General features: G+C 56.1%; 12 protein-coding genes and 1 pseudogene. 5 read left to right on the top strand and 8 right to left on the bottom strand.

Features of this window, described 5'->3' with window-relative positions; translation table 11 throughout:
• Window positions 1-54: 54 nt before the first annotated feature.
• Window positions 55-3072, bottom strand: a complete 3018-nt coding sequence (locus tag H6F46_RS03145; protein WP_190353519.1) for an S-layer homology domain-containing protein — start codon at window positions 3070-3072, stop codon at window positions 55-57.
• Between the two features lie 354 nt (window positions 3073-3426).
• On the opposite strand from H6F46_RS03145, the gene H6F46_RS03150 reads away from it, so the two are divergent.
• Window positions 3427-4005 (top strand): hypothetical protein, encoded by a 579-nt coding sequence (locus H6F46_RS03150; RefSeq protein WP_099531474.1) that lies wholly within the window; start codon window positions 3427-3429, stop codon window positions 4003-4005.
• Between the two features lie 15 nt (window positions 4006-4020).
• The gene (locus H6F46_RS03155) at window positions 4021-5502 is read left to right on the top strand and encodes a DUF3685 domain-containing protein (protein WP_190353520.1); all 1482 of its coding nucleotides are present in this window, start codon (window positions 4021-4023) and stop codon (window positions 5500-5502) included.
• 109 nt (window positions 5503-5611) lie between these two features.
• On the opposite strand, the gene H6F46_RS03160 is transcribed toward H6F46_RS03155, so the two are convergent.
• The 3 genes from H6F46_RS03160 to H6F46_RS03170 form a co-directional block, all read right to left on the bottom strand.
• On the bottom strand, window positions 5612-6076 hold the full coding sequence (locus H6F46_RS03160) for a YggT family protein (protein WP_190353521.1): 465 nt from the start codon (window positions 6074-6076) through the stop codon (window positions 5612-5614).
• 128 nt (window positions 6077-6204) lie between these two features.
• Window positions 6205-6957 (bottom strand): pirin family protein, encoded by a 753-nt coding sequence (locus tag H6F46_RS03165; protein WP_190353522.1) that lies wholly within the window; start codon window positions 6955-6957, stop codon window positions 6205-6207.
• 204 nt (window positions 6958-7161) lie between these two features.
• Entirely contained in the window at window positions 7162-7416 is a 255-nt protein-coding gene (locus H6F46_RS03170; protein WP_190353523.1) for a CDGSH iron-sulfur domain-containing protein, read from the bottom strand.
• A 421-nt stretch (window positions 7417-7837) separates the two neighbouring features.
• Between H6F46_RS03170 and H6F46_RS03175 the strand changes: the two are divergent.
• A pseudogene (locus H6F46_RS03175) lies at window positions 7838-8167 on the top strand (winged helix-turn-helix transcriptional regulator); the annotation flags it as partial.
• A 378-nt stretch (window positions 8168-8545) separates the two neighbouring features.
• Here the strand turns inward: H6F46_RS03175 and H6F46_RS03180 are convergent.
• The 3 genes from H6F46_RS03180 to H6F46_RS03190 all read right to left on the bottom strand — a co-directional run bounded on the left by H6F46_RS03180 (window position 8546) and on the right by H6F46_RS03190 (window position 11207).
• The gene (locus H6F46_RS03180) at window positions 8546-9001 is read right to left on the bottom strand and encodes a Fur family transcriptional regulator (RefSeq protein ID WP_099531468.1); all 456 of its coding nucleotides are present in this window, start codon (window positions 8999-9001) and stop codon (window positions 8546-8548) included.
• Window positions 9002-9446: 445 nt separating this feature from the next.
• Entirely contained in the window at window positions 9447-10115 is a 669-nt protein-coding gene (locus H6F46_RS03185) for a hypothetical protein (protein WP_190353525.1), read from the bottom strand.
• Window positions 10116-10349: 234 nt separating this feature from the next.
• Window positions 10350-11207: a sulfurtransferase gene (locus tag H6F46_RS03190; RefSeq protein WP_190353526.1), complete on the bottom strand. Its 858-nt coding sequence runs from the start codon at window positions 11205-11207 to the stop codon at window positions 10350-10352.
• A 115-nt stretch (window positions 11208-11322) separates the two neighbouring features.
• Between H6F46_RS03190 and H6F46_RS03195 the strand changes: the two genes are divergently transcribed.
• Together H6F46_RS03195 and rseP are read left to right on the top strand one after the other, a co-directional pair.
• Window positions 11323-12045 (top strand): ABC transporter ATP-binding protein, encoded by a 723-nt coding sequence (locus H6F46_RS03195; RefSeq protein ID WP_370567073.1) that lies wholly within the window; start codon window positions 11323-11325, stop codon window positions 12043-12045.
• Window positions 12046-12339: 294 nt separating this feature from the next.
• Window positions 12340-13440 carry an RIP metalloprotease RseP gene (gene rseP / locus H6F46_RS03200; protein WP_190353527.1) on the top strand — a complete coding sequence of 367 codons (1101 nt, stop codon included), beginning with the start codon at window positions 12340-12342 and terminating at the stop codon, window positions 13438-13440.
• A 219-nt stretch (window positions 13441-13659) separates the two neighbouring features.
• Here rseP and H6F46_RS03205 read toward each other — a convergent pair whose 3' ends face one another.
• Window positions 13660-13953 carry a 2Fe-2S iron-sulfur cluster-binding protein gene (locus tag H6F46_RS03205; protein ID WP_099535489.1) on the bottom strand — a complete coding sequence of 98 codons (294 nt, stop codon included), beginning with the start codon at window positions 13951-13953 and terminating at the stop codon, window positions 13660-13662.
• Window positions 13954-14472 lie beyond the last annotated feature (519 nt).

A 14472-nucleotide genomic window follows, 5' to 3' on the forward strand; every position in this document is an offset into this window, starting at 1 on the left:
CCCCCAGGACTACGAGGGCTTGGCCAGTCACCCAGGTGACTCCTCAGACCACTCCTAAGACAGTCGCCCTTCAGCGATCAGGGCCTGGTGAATGAAGCTGGCCAGATCGGCGCGGGTGGTGGGTTGGTTGGGATTCAGGCGATCGGGACTGGGTTGCCCTTGCAGGATTTGGCGCTTGAGGGCGGCGGCAATTTTGCCCTGCACGGCGCTGGGAATTTCGGCGCGATCGTCCAGCACTGCCAAGCTTTCGGGGGACTCATCGGGCCAAGCCAGCCCTCCGGCCAGGGCCGCGGCCAACTGCCAACGGGGCACACCCAGCTCGGGGCCAAATCGATCGGCATCCATACCCGAGAGGAACTGACCCCGGTAGGCGCGATCGATCGCCGCCGCCGCCCAATAGCCCGATGGCACATCTTGAAAGACCTTGCCCGATCGCCGATCGCCTGGGTCAAAGGCTTTGACCAACACCGCCGCCAATTGGGCCCGGTTAATCGGCTCATCGGGATGGAACGAGCCGTCCTCGTAACCGCTGAGAATGGCCTGTGCCGCCAGGGTATTGATGAAGGGGGCGGCCCAATGGTCGGTGATGTCGCTGAAGGCGCTGCTGGCCGGATCGCTGTTGGTGTTGTTGCTGCCCAAATCGACAATGTAGGGCGATCGCAGGGCGCTGGCCAGGCCCTTGGTGACCAGGGCTTGGTAAAGGAAGGCGGACACTTCCCCCCGGGTGATTGCCCGCTCGGCTTCCAGGCGGGTGAGGTCGGGATAGTTCACCACCATGCGCCGCACTGTGGCCGTGGCGATCGCGTCGCGGGCAAAGTTGGGAATCCGAATCGCATCGCTGTAATAGCTCAAAACACTCAAGGTTCCCCCCGTCAAACCCAGACCATTCACCAGGGCGACCAACGCTTGGGCCCGGGTCAGGTTGGCATTGGGCTTAAAGCTGCCGTCGGGAAACCCTGCCAGCAATCCGCGTCGATAGCATTGGTCGATCGCCCCAGCGGCCCAAAAACTGGCCGGCACATCCCAAAATTTCGCCCCCGATCGCAGGTTAGGCAAACTGGGAAAAGCCTTCACCAACAGGGCCGCAAACTGCCCCCGCGTCAGGTTGGTGTTGGGGCGAAAGGTGCCATCCTCCTTGTAGCCGCTCATGATTTGCCGTTGGATCAACTGGCGAATAAACGCTTCGGCCCAATGGCCCGTCACGTCATCCCCCAGCGGGCCAGGACTGGGGGTTGGGCCAGGACTCGGAGCCGGACTGCCGCCGCCCGCCCGTCGCCGGGCCTCCAACACCGCCTTGTAAGCGTTCACCTTGCCGTAGCCAAACCACCGGGAAAACCCGCGACTGTCATAGGAACCGTAGCGAAATCCAAACTGTGGATCGGCGTTGGTGTCCACAATTTTGTCCGCCGTTGATTCCAGAATTTGTTTCACCTCCCGCGCCGTCAGGTTGGGATTCGCGGACAACACCAGGGCCGCCACACCTGCCACCACCGGGCAAGCGCTGGATGTGCCCCCAAAGTCGGCGGTGAAGTCCGTGCTGCTGTAGCCCGCTGACCCCAGGCGATCGGTCGTGAATACTCCGGCTCCGGCCAGGTTGCTGGTCACCTGAGGCGGAGTCAAGATTGCGCCGGTTTCCGGCAACCAAATTCCCGGTGATGCATTGTTGCTGGGGGCGCAAACGGAAATGTTATCGCCCCAATTGCTGTAGGCGGCTTTGCGGTTCAAGCTGGTGGAAGCGGCAACGGCAATCACGTCCGGATGGGCCGCAAACCCGGACAGCCATTCCGTGGATCCCGACAACACCTTGTTGGGCCAACCCTGCTCATTCACCGTGCCATTCACGGGCCGGTTCGCGTTGCCGGCCGCAAACACAATCACACAGCCTTTGCCGTTGCGGCCCTGGGTGGCTGCTCGGTTGAGGGCTGCTCGCTGCCGGGTGGACAGGGGAAAGTAAATGCTGCCTGGGCCCCAGCTACAGGAAACCACGGCGGCCCCCCGGGACACACACCAATCAAACAGTTCTTCCACCGCTTGGTCATCTAAATAGCCGGTGGTGCGAATGGGCATCAAGGCACAACGGGGAGCCACTCCCACAATGCCGCTGCCGTTTTCTTCAGCCACGGCAACCCCGGCGCAGGCGGTTCCGTGGCTGTCGTCCCGCGTGCCGGGCAGGGGGTTAAAGTCGTTGTCTTTAAAATCTTTGGGGCTGACAATTTTGCCGGTTCCCTGAAAGTCCGGGTGGCTGAGGTCGATGCCATCGTCGGCGATCGCGATGATGATGGATCGATCGCCCCGGGTAATGTCCCAGGCTTTTTCCGCATCGATGTGGGAACCGGCGGTGATGCTGCTGCCCCCGTTGTTTTGCAAATACCACTGGGAACTGTAAAACCCATCCCGTGGCCGGTAGAAGGGTTGGCTTTCGAGGATGGCGTTGGGTTCGGCGCTCAGAACGGCCGGATTTTCCAGCAGGGTGTTGGCAATTTTCAGGGGGTTGAGGGGCGTTCGATCGCTCAGGCGATAGATAAACGCATTGGGAACGCCGTCCAGGGGTTTTACCAACACCAGCCCCAGGCCTTGGGCGATCGCATCCACCGCCTGGGCCACCAGGGTGGGATGGAACACGATCGTCACCTCATCCCCCAAATAGACCCTTGTGGCCCCTTGGCTTTGGTACTGATAAACATGGCTCACGTAGTCAAAGGCTCCCGATCGGCGAGCCTCATCCATCACCGAATCCAACCGGGCCGGAGCCACCAGCAACTCCACCAGGGCCACGCCTCGCCCCAGAGGTCGCACCTGGGTTACGTCCGGCAGACGGGTGGGATCGATCGACTGGGCGGCTTTGGGGCGCACCACGAAGCGATCGGGCACTTTTTCTAGGAGGACTTCATCTCCGCCCCGTTGCAACACCAGGCCCAGAAACTGGGGCGGCACACCAACGGCCCCCACAGAGTCCAAATCGGACGGCACGGGATGAGAAGAAGGTTGCAAATCCGCCACGGGGAATATCTCCTGAAACAGGCTGGAAACAGGCTGGGAAGCAGATTGCCCTGAAGACGACAGGGGGGTCATCGACGGCGACGGAAATCAGCCAGCCAGAATGGTCAATGCCGCCACCAATCTAGGCTGATCGGGCGCGGAGGGGCCCAAGGGCGATCGAACCTTGTCGTAGAATAGAGCCGATTTGACCAAAGTAATGGATACAAGCCTCGCCCTTGGAGAGTGGCTTGATCCCAGTCGCGGGCGGGCAGTCCGAGACTCAAAACGGACGCAGAGGCCAGCGTGAATCCAGTTCGCTGGTGGCGGCCCATGAAGCGTCAACCCATGGTCTAGTCGAGCAGCCTCGGTTGCTTGGTTAGCACCAGAATCCCCACGCCTTTGGGGTGGGGAGGATGTCAAGCGGCTCCTAATCAATCCACCCAGCCCATGCTAGCCCTTCGATTCCCCCGGTTGCTGCGTGTTGTTTTTCCCTTGTTGGCAGTTGCCGCGCTGGCCCCCAGCGTGCGGGCCCAAGAAACGAATTTGCCCGATGCCACGCCAGCTAACCCTGAACCGGCGGTGGTTCAAGCAACGGGACTGTTGAGCATGGCCGGCGGTCAACGCTTGATGGACGAAGCTGCCCGCGCGATCGAGTCCCAAAACTACGGTTTGGCTCAACAGCGCTTGCAGCAAGCTCGACAGGTGTTTAACCAGTTGTCGAACTTCCATCAGCAATTGTCTGGTGCATTTTCCGCGATCGACAACCGCATTTCCCAAGAACAGCGCAAGAACGCCCTTGAAGCGGCCCAAATGCGCGATTTATCGACCTATCAGCTTGCCTTGGTTCACCGGGCCCAAAATCAACCGGAATTAGCCATTCCTCTGTTGGTGCAGATTGTTTCGAGCCAAAGCCCCACGCGAGATTTGGGAACCAAGGCCTATCAACAACTGGCGGAGCTGGGCTTCATCAGTCCGGGGGCCCTGCGTCCAGCGCCCGCACCGGCTCCCGCTGCCACACCTCGCTAGTTGGGGTAGGGACAATTGAGCCGACCGCCAGCCCTCAGCAATCGGCAGCGCTGGTTCCAATCCCAGTGGCTGGAGGTTGATCGGGCCCTGCGAGACGGGGCCACGCTGGCCCAACGACGCGATCGCCCTTGGTGGGATCAGTGGGTCTTGGCGGGCCGGCAGCGCGAGTTGCGGGCGGCCCGCTCGGTTCTGGGCTGGCTGGCGGGTGGCATTCCCGACCCATCGATCAATCTGGATCCAACCAATGTGGATCCAACGAATCGGGGCGGGAGCGGCTGGGATCCGGAGGACGATACGGCATCGTCAGCATCGGTGCTCAGTTCGCCTTTGGGTCGATCGGCAACGCGCCCGATTAACCGCTCACCAACGCAACCGGCCAATTCAGCCGCTAATCAGGCTGCGGGTGGGGCCAATCCATCGGCCAATGCGCCACCCAATCGCCCGATCGGCTCCGGAGCGATCGACTCCAGCCGTAATCCACCCCCGCCCCCTGAGGATCCGGCGAGTGGTTCCACACCAACCGCCCTAGACCTGACCCTCTGGCGATCGACCCTCTTTGACGATGCGGTGGCCCGGCTGACGGTCGATCGACTGGTGAATTTGACCGGTTCCCCCCTGGAAATTGAAATTTTGCATCCCGATCGCCGTCGGGAGCTGTTGGCCCTGGTGTTGCGGCGGGTGGAACGGGGTCTGGAGGAAGTGCGCCGCGATCGACTGCGGGGCGATCGGCTGCTGGCCCAACAGGAAGCCTTGTTGCGAACCTGGTGGGTTCAGCTTCTGGATGACTTTTTAGGCGACTGGCTCACGGAGCGCTCAACCCTGCGATCGGGCAGTGGGGCCTTGCGGCTCCAACGTGATCGACTGCTTCAGGATTGGCCGATCGTGGCCACAGACATTCTGAATCGCGCCGTGGAATTGGGTCCCCTGCTAGAACATCTGCTGTGGGGTCTGCCCCTAACGGTGGATGGGGTGACGGTGGAGGCGGGAACCGGAGCCGCCCTCGATCGGGCCAGCGCCCTGCTGCATAACCTGGTGCTTTGTTTGGCCTGCGCCGTGGTGCAACCGGTTTTGAATCGCTATGGCGATCGGGAAGGCCTGAAGCTGGCCCTGTTCGATCGGCGCTGGTTGCCCACCCGGGAAGTGGAACGGTTTCGGAATGACCTGGCTTGGAAATATCGAGTGCAACGCTGGGTCAGCGAACCCAAAGCCATCTACGAAAGTCGCTATTGGCTGCTGACGGCCAGCGATCGGGGCATTGTGGCCCTGCCGGTTTATGCGCCCCGCAACCAGGAGTGGCGGGCCCTGTCCGGTGTGCCCTTGGGGGTCACATTGCTGATTGAAGCCCGCGACGCGATCGCCCCTCGGGTGCGGGCCACGGTCACCCTGGCCGGTCGTGGGGCCCTGATGGTGCTCCAGGCGATCGGCCGAGGCCTTGGCTTCATTGGCCGCGGCATCATTCAAGGATTGGGCGATGCGCTCGATCGCCGTAAGACTTGATGGATCGCGAGTCAGGACTTTTCTTTGGGGCTGCCGGATGGGCATTGCTCCCCTGCGACCCAACGCCCTCGATCGCTCACCTTCGAGGATCATCACTGGCCCCGATCGGCTAATCCGACACAATCTTCAGCAGCCGCACAAACAGCACCCCCAACAGGGCATAGGTCAGCATCGCCACGATCGCATTCAGATCCAACGCATTGAACTGACCAAACCGAAACACCGGGAATAACGTTGAAAAGGGGCCAATGTAAGGACTGGCCAAAAACTCAATGCCCTGAGCAAAGGGACTGCGGGGATTCGCTCCCGTCAATTGCAACAGGAATCGCATCCCAATCAAAATTTCCAGGGCCACAATCAGGTAGTAGGTTCCCTGTTGCACCCGCCGCAACACCTCATTGCGCCGTGCGATCGCCATTTGCCGGGCCTCTTCCCGCAAGCGGCGCTCCTCCGCCCGCAACTGCATTTCATAGAGCTTGCGGGCGTAGTCTTCGGGGGGCAGTTGGTCACCCGGCAGGCTATCAGCGCCCGGTTGAGAGGGGCGATCGTGAAACGGATTGCCGTTGGTGCTCATGGATTCGGGATCAGGCCCTAAAAACAGCGATCGAATCCATGCAATCGTTTTGCGGCTCCGTCGTCAAGCGATCGCCCCTCCAAATCCATGATCCACGCAGCGGCCATTGGCTCGGCCTTAAGCCAGCCTTAAGCCAGGTCAAACAGCAACAGCTCCGCATTCTCGGAAGCCGTAATTTCCACCTGCTCCAGGGCCGTGATGGCCGCCGCGTCGCCCGCCTCCAGCGTCACCCCATTCAGGGCGATCGCCCCACGAGCCACCTGCAACCATCCGCCACGCTCAGGACTGGCAAATTGATGCACCACCCGATCGCCCGCCGCCAACGAGCTGGCAAAAATCAGCGCATCCTGATGAATCGTCACCGAGCCATCGCGACCATCGGGCGAAGCCACCACCCGTAACCGCCCCTGCTTGTCTTCCGGCGCAAAGAACACCTGCTCATAGCCCGGTTGCAAGTTGTTGCGATCGGGCAAAATCCAAATTTGCAACAGGTGCAGCGGCTCCGAATCCGACGCATTAAATTCGCTGTGCAAAATGCCCGTTCCGGCGCTCATCCGTTGCACATCGCCCGGCCGAATCAGGGAGCCGTTGCCAATGCTGTCCCGGTGCTCCAGCAACCCACTCAGCACATAGGTCACGATTTCCATGTCGCGATGGCCATGGGTGCCAAACCCTTGCTTGGGGGCAATCACATCCTCATTGATCACTCGCAACGTCCGAAATCCCATGTGATTGGGGTCGTAGTAACTGCTGAACGAAAAACTGTGATAGCTATCCAACCAACCGTGATTGGCATGGCCCCGATCGCCCGATCGCCGAATCGTGATGTTGCCCGCAGCGGTCGGGGCGATCGAGGTAGCAGCAGAAGACGAAATAGTCATGGCTCAATTACTCCACTGTTCAACCTAATCAAACCCTGCAAAATCCAGAAACGCAAAACTCAGAAACGCAAAATCCAGCAATCAGCAAATCACATCAACAACCGAAACCACCGGTAACGCCGATTCACCTCAGGATCATGATCTGATCAGCCTTTGACCACTTCAATGCACCGAAAAATCAGCCATTTTCACCGAATTCGAGTCCTAATGAGCCACCAGCGGCTGATGGGAACCATCACAGAAAGGTGAATTTTGAGTTTGCTTGCAATTACAAATCGCGACCTTCTTCGTTTCTGTCACCTCAAAGGCGAAGGGCGTGAAACTCGTTCCCCGGTGGGATCCATCGCAGAATTTCTTAGCAGCCGATCGACCACAAGTACACCAGAAATATTTTCCCGGTGTCAGTTCAATCACTTCAGGCTTTGTATCAGCAATCACAGCCTCATTAGGAGCAGTCATGCTTAAAACTCTCTCTCGGTTCAGTAAACTAGGCGATTGAATTGATCCTAGGGGCTTCCCTTGGCAGCAACAAGTACGCACAAAAAAGTGCGGTAGTTACCAAAAAGAAACCACCCGGCCACTCAATCAACTCAATCAACCGAATTAACTAATTCAATGAAGAGACCTAAGAATAGGAAAAGCTTGAGAATATTCTTAAGTCAAAATTCAATTTTAGATTTTCTTGAAAATGCAATTTCTAAGTGCAATTTCTGAGTGCAATTTCTGAGTGCAGTTCTTCAGCATAATTTCTAAAAAACTCAAGCGAGTATTCAAAAGCATATTCAAGAAACATTTCAACCATCAACTTGAAGAAATTGATCTATATTGCTTTTGATATGGTTTGCTATGGCTTCCTTCGCTGTATGAGGATCGATCGCCCATGATTACCCCGAATCCAGCACCCACCACAGGCTTCACGCGCCTCAGTTGTGCCGTTGAGACAACACTCAACATTATTGATGGGCGATGGAAAGTCCTGATTTTGCGCGAGCTATTTGCAGGAACCATGCGCTTTGCTCAACTGCGGCGAGCGCTTCAGGGCGTGACGCAAAAAATGCTGACCCAGCAGTTGCGGGAGTTGGAAGCCGATGGCATTGTTCACCGGCAAGTTTATCCAGAAGTGCCGCCCAGAGTGGAATATTCCCTCACGCCGCTGGGCGAATCCCTGTGGTCAGTGCTGGAAGCGATGCATACTTGGGGGCTGCACTATCAAACCACCCAAGGCATTGCTGATCATCCGGTTCATGGGGAACCAGCATTGCCACGTTTGCCGATCGACTATGGCGATCCAGGCTATGGCGCTCAAGACTTAGACAATCAAGACTCTGGAGATCGCAATCTGGATGATCAAGACTCGATCGATTAGTTCACTCGATTAGTTCACTGGGTTCAGATAGTTCAAGGTGCTGAAACCGTTTTTATAGCCCCGAATCGATCGGGTGAATCAAAATTTAAACCCCTACAACACCCAGATTTCAGAATACCGGAATTTCAGAACACCAGAGCCTAGCACGCCCGATCATAATCAAAGGTTGGCTCAATGGTTTTCCACTCAGCCAACCCCTAATTCAAGATCATTATCCACAGACTAAAGCGGCAAGAGCGATCGCTGACAGGAGGGGCAAATGGCGTGGATGGTTAACTGGCAATCGAGCAGATGGTAGCCCTCTTTTTCCGATTGCTTAATTCCCATTTTCAAAACCGAATCGTTCTTGAATTCGATCGTTTTGTTGCACTTAACGCAAATTAAGTGATGGTGATGATGGGGATAGGGCTGATTCAGTTCGTAGTGCTTGTGGCCTTCTGCTAATTCTAGTTCGCGCAAAATGCCCATGCGCGACATTAATTTCAGAGTTCGATAGATCGTAGAAAGGCTGATGCCTTGGTCTTGCTCTTCAAGCAAGTGATACAGATCTTCGGCGCTGAGGTGGCGACCTTCGGGCAGATCCTTAAAGACATTAAGGATCACTTCGCGTTGGGGAGTCATCCGCCAACCGCGCTCGTTTAACTCGGCTTTTAGGGACTGTGGTGTGTAGGAAAACATAGGGGTTGGCGAGGTTTGACCTGAAGCGTTTCCCTCTGCCAAATGGTAACAGGTACAAATGAGCATTTGCAAGAAGCTCGCATTATTGAGAATAAATCTTAAGTCGAGTTTCAGAGAATGGGCCGCTGGGGTCTTCCCGGGCCGATCGCCCTGACGATCGGGTGAGCCATCAAGTTGTTGAGAGGTGGGGCTTTAGGGCGATCGCGCCGGAATCGGGTCGGGTCAATTGGAGGACGATCGCCCCTTTGCAAAAGTTTATAGATCCCGAGGAATCAGAGCGATTAACTTGCGATTAAGGGCGACAACCACCCTGTTTAAATGCAGATCTTTGCAAATATGGGCGCGATCGGGACGCTAAAGCGACCAAAAAGGAGAAATTGCAGCGATCACACTGGCCATGGCTGGTGAATTGGCCGCCGAGGCCTGGGCGATCGCCCGGATTGATTCAGGAGGGGTTCAAGTCCCGGAATTTGGCTTGCTTCAGTTGCTCATACCGAGCTTGGAGCGATCGAAAGTTGTGCTGAATGAGGGGAAACAGCTTGGACGGAAAGGGTTCGTTTAAATCCATTGGGTTCACCCCGCGCATGGATTCGATCGATCGCACAGCTTTGTAGATTGCCACATGTTTCAGATATTTCAGCAATTCTTCAATCAACTCTTGGCTATTCTCTGCCCGTTCAGCTAGGTGAATTTTGGATTCGATGATTGCAACAATTTCATCGTGATTTTTTAAAATAAAGTCCCGCTCAATAATTTCTCCGGCAGAATCCGGCAATGCATGGTCTCTTGCGCCCAAAGTGGCGATTCGCTGCCACATGGCATTATCTTTTTCAAGGCGTAAGTAAATTGGCCAATAGAATTCGGAAATTTGGCGCTCCAAGAATTCCAGTTCCGCTTGATGACGAGCCAGCACAATTTCTTGTTCTAATTCGGCAACGCGCTGTTTCTGCTGATTTTCTAAATCGACTAGGATTTGGCGCTGGCGATATTTTTCATTAATGTCACTTTTGAAAATTTCAAATCGCTTGTTTAACCAATAACCGGCAATCAGCACAATGCCGCCAATGAGCACTTTATCAACAACCAGTTCAATGAGTTTTTCAGAAAGGGCCATGTTGATCATGCTCCGTTGGAAGATTCAAGCTCTTTTGAGGGAAATTCTTGAGAAGCTCTTTGATTAGAAAAATTACCGTAAAAGGTTGGTTCAAAGAACAACAACCATAGGAGCAAGGGGCTTAAGCCCCTTGTTTTTGGTGATTACTAGCCCCTTGTTTTTGGTGATTGCTAGCCCCTTGTCCTCAACGATCGATCAGTCAGCAGAATCATCATTTAGGCTCCTCAAACATACTCACTCAGCCGGAGCAGTGACTTTGGGTAAATCGGGATAGGAACACCAGTCACTCCAACTGCCAGCGTAGAGACGAGCTTGGGGCAGTCCAGCGCGGGCCAGGGCCCACAGGTTAACGCAGGCCGTCACGCCGGAACCGCAGTAGACGATCGGGGGCGGATTGGGGGGCAAGTCCTGAAAGTGGGATTTCAAGGAGGCGATCGAGTGGGCGCGGCCTTCTGGGTCGCAAACCTGCACCCAAGGATAGTTAATGGCTCCGGGAATGTGGCCAGCTACGGGGTCGATCGGCTCCACTTCACCGCGATATCGAGCAGGTTCTCGGGAGTCAATGATGGTTCCTTTTGCCAACCGCTGGGCTTGTTTGATGGTGTCGATCGAGGCCAGCAGTTCCAAGCGCGGGCGGGGCACAAACTGACGGACGATCGGGTGGCTGGGTTGGCTGGTGGTGGGCAAACCCGCTCTTCGCCAGGCCGACCAACCGCCATCCAGCAGCACCACCCGATCGTGGCCCAAATAGCGCAACAGCCACCAGAACCGGGCCGCAAACCCAAATTGGGAATCGTCGTAGACCGCAACCCACCGATCGGTATCAATGCCCCAAAAGCCCAATTGATCCACCAGGCGATCGATCACCGGCAGCGGATGCCGACCGCCATGGGGGCCAACGGGCCCAGACAAATCCCGCTCCAAATCCGCATAGACCGCGCCGGGAATGTGGGCAGTTTGGTATTGCTGTTGTCCCAAGTTGCGATCGCCCAAGGAAAACCGACAGTCCACCACCACCCAATCCGGATCCGACAGCATTGGGGCCAACTGTTCCGGAGAAATCAGTTGCTCCAACAGCAATTTCGCGGCCATGGTTGAGTTTTCCATGCTGAACCCCAGGTCATTCGCCAAAACAAGGCATTTGCCAGAAATGGCATTTGCCAAAAATGGTATTACGATTAGTTGAAACTTCCACCCCTGCTCGATCGTGTCAGTTCTCCTTGAAGTCCAAGACGTATACGCTGGCTACCTGAAGGGCCTCGACATCTTACAAGGGGTGAATTTGACCCTGGCCCCTGGCGAACTGGTGGCGATCATTGGCCCCAACGGTGCGGGTAAATCCACCTTGGGCAAAACGATCGCGGGGCTGCTGAACCCCAATCGGGGCCAGATTTTGTTCCATGGCGAGTCGATCGGGCACCTGAAGGCCAATGAGGTGGTGCAACGGGGCGTTTGCTATGTGCCGCAAATTGCCAACGTGTTTCGATCGCTCACGGTCGAAGAAAACCTGGAAATGGGCGCATTCATCCTAGAACGACCGATCGGGTCGCTGAAGGAACGCATCTTCACCATGTTCCCCCGATTGCACGAGCGCCGCCACCAGCGAGCGGGCACATTGTCCGGCGGTGAGCGGCAAATGTTGGCCATGGGCAAGGCCCTGATGCTGGAACCGGCGTTGCTGGTGTTGGATGAGCCTTCCGCTGCGCTTTCGCCCATTTTGGTCAACGACGTGTTTGAGCAAATTAAGGCCATCAACAGCACGGGCACTTCGATTATTTTGGTTGAGCAAAACGCCCGCAAGGCTTTGGAAATGGCCGATCGGGGCTATGTGCTAGAAGCAGGGCGCGATCGCTTCACGGGGCCCGGCCGCGATCTGCTCAACGATCCAAAGGTGGCGGAACTCTACCTCGGTGGCGCTGCCGCCCACTAGGCCGCCCAATAGTTGGTTGGCCGCTCGTCCTTCCATCCCGTTACTCTAATTCCTACTTCAAGATCCGTTGGCTGTGCGATCTTCGATCGGTTATCCCCAAGAACAGTCCACAGACTCCGAACCTGGGCCTTGCACCCACAGATCTCGCCAGCCTTTTATACTGAATCTTTACTGGATTTTCTGCGCTGGGTTCTGTATGGCATCACTGCGCATTCTTCGCAGGTATTAGCCCTCATCCATTGCGTTAGCTTTCACGCATTTGCATTTTTTGCATTTCTATTGAGCAGCAAGCCTATGTCGGTATTGGTGGCGATCGGTGTATTGGCGTTGCTGGTGTTCGTTCACGAATTAGGACACTTCGCAGCGGCTCGGTTACAGGGCATTTACGCCAACAAGTTTTCCTTGGGGTTTGGGCCCGTCCTCTGGAAATATCAGGGGCCGCAAACGGAATACGCCATTCGTGCCATTCCCCTCGGGGGCTTTGTGGGCTTCCCGGATGACGACGAAGACAGCTCCATTCCCGCCGATGACCCCAACTTGATGCGCAATCGCCCGATCGCCGATCGAGCCATTGTGATTGCGGCCGGCGTGGTGGCTAATTTGATTTTCGCCTATGGAGTTTTGGCGGCTCAATATGGCTTCATGGGCGTGCCCGATGGCTTCCGCTATGAAGCAGGGGTGATTGTGCCCCAAGTGATGGCTCCTGACAATCCAGCCGGGCGAGCCGGACTGAAGGCGGGAGACATTGTGCAGGCGATCGATGGGCAAACCCTCAGCGCCGAACAAGCAAGCGTGAAGGTGTTGATGGAGCAGATCAAGGCGAGTCCCGATCGCCCCTTGATCTTGGAAGTGCAACGGGGAGCCGATCGCCTCACCCTCCGGGTCACCCCCGAGCTGGATGAAGCGGGCCAAGGGCGCATCGGCGTGCAACTGGCCCCCAACGGCCGACCGGTCTATCGCCCCGCCCACAACCCGATCGAAGTGTTGACCCTGGCAGCCGATCGGTTCCAAAACATGGTGACCCGAACCGCTGGCGGCTTCTTGACCCTGGCGGCCAACTTCCGAGAAACTGCACCCCAAGTGTCTGGCCCCGTCAAAATCATTGAATGGGGAGCCAACATCGCCCAATCCGATGCCGGGAACCTCTTTCCCTTCATGGCGCTGATCAGCATTAACCTCGCCGTCATCAACATCTTGCCCCTGCCGGCCTTGGATGGTGGGCAGCTCTTTTTCCTGGCGATCGAGGCCCTGCGCGGCGGTCGGCCCTTGCCCCAGGAATTTCAAGAAAACGTCATGCAAACGGGTTTGGTGCTGCTGTTGGGCTTGGGCATTTTGTTAATTGTGCGCGACACCACCCAACTGGAATGGGTGCAACGGCTACTGCAACAACAATAGGCTAATAGGCTCGCCCATCAGCTTGCCAATCCAATCGGCTCGCCTAGGCAAATCAGCCAACCCAGCCCAAGGATGGGGCCCAGTCGGGCCCCAAAAGCCAAAGGCTAAAAACTCAGAAGCGAAAACTCAGAAGTGAAAACTCAGAAGTGAAAACAAAACGGGGCCAACCATCGTCGGCCCCGTTTCGTATGAGTTGGGCATTGCTACCCGAAGAAAGGCTTAGTACAGCTCTTCTTCCTTGTGGGTTTCGATCGTGCAGTCTGAAGTGGGGTAAGCAGCACAGGTCAGCACATAGCCCGCTTCGATTTGATCGTCATCCAAGAAAGACTGATCCGATTGATCCACCGAACCGGCAGTTACCTTACCAGCACAGGTCGAACAAGCGCCCGCACGGCAGGAGTAAGGCAGATCGAGGTTTGCCTCTTCAGCCGCATCGAGAATGAACTGATCGTCGGCGCAGTTGATGACCTTTTCGCCGTCGGGAGTAATGAGCGTTACCTTGAAGGTCGCCATGGTTGTGACTCTCTCTCTCGCGTAAAAACAGGGGCGGTATGGGGCTAACGCAACGGATTAACCGGGTCAATGGCGCAGCTTGCACGGGGTTGCCAACTTGCGACCATGGGATTTTGACTGCTGACACAACAGTCGAGATCGGGAGTCTCAGTCAACGCGATCGGCGGGATGCCCACTGAACCCTTAGTTACGTTTGAGGCCACCGACAACTGAAGCCATGGGGTTAAGACATGGTTCACTTCCGGCGTAGCCAACCTCGCCTTCTGATGTTACGAGAAATTTTTATTGCTACTACGGATGAGCACAGAGATCCGAGAACGTTATTCTTAATCGTTTTTCCAGATTCGATTCTAATTACTTATACTTATTGGATATTTTTGCGAGAATCGGCAGAGTTTTTGTGGGTTCTTGGCTTAGTCTAAAGTCTTGAAACCAATATTTTCAAGGCTTTCCAGGCTTATTGTTCTGAGACTGCTTCGATTTATAACCCTAGCTAAAGCTTTGTTTTAAAATAAGAAA

Source organism: Limnothrix sp. FACHB-1083, assembly GCF_014696485.1.
In the GTDB taxonomy this organism is placed as follows: domain Bacteria; phylum Cyanobacteriota; class Cyanobacteriia; order CACIAM-69d; family CACIAM-69d; genus CACIAM-69d.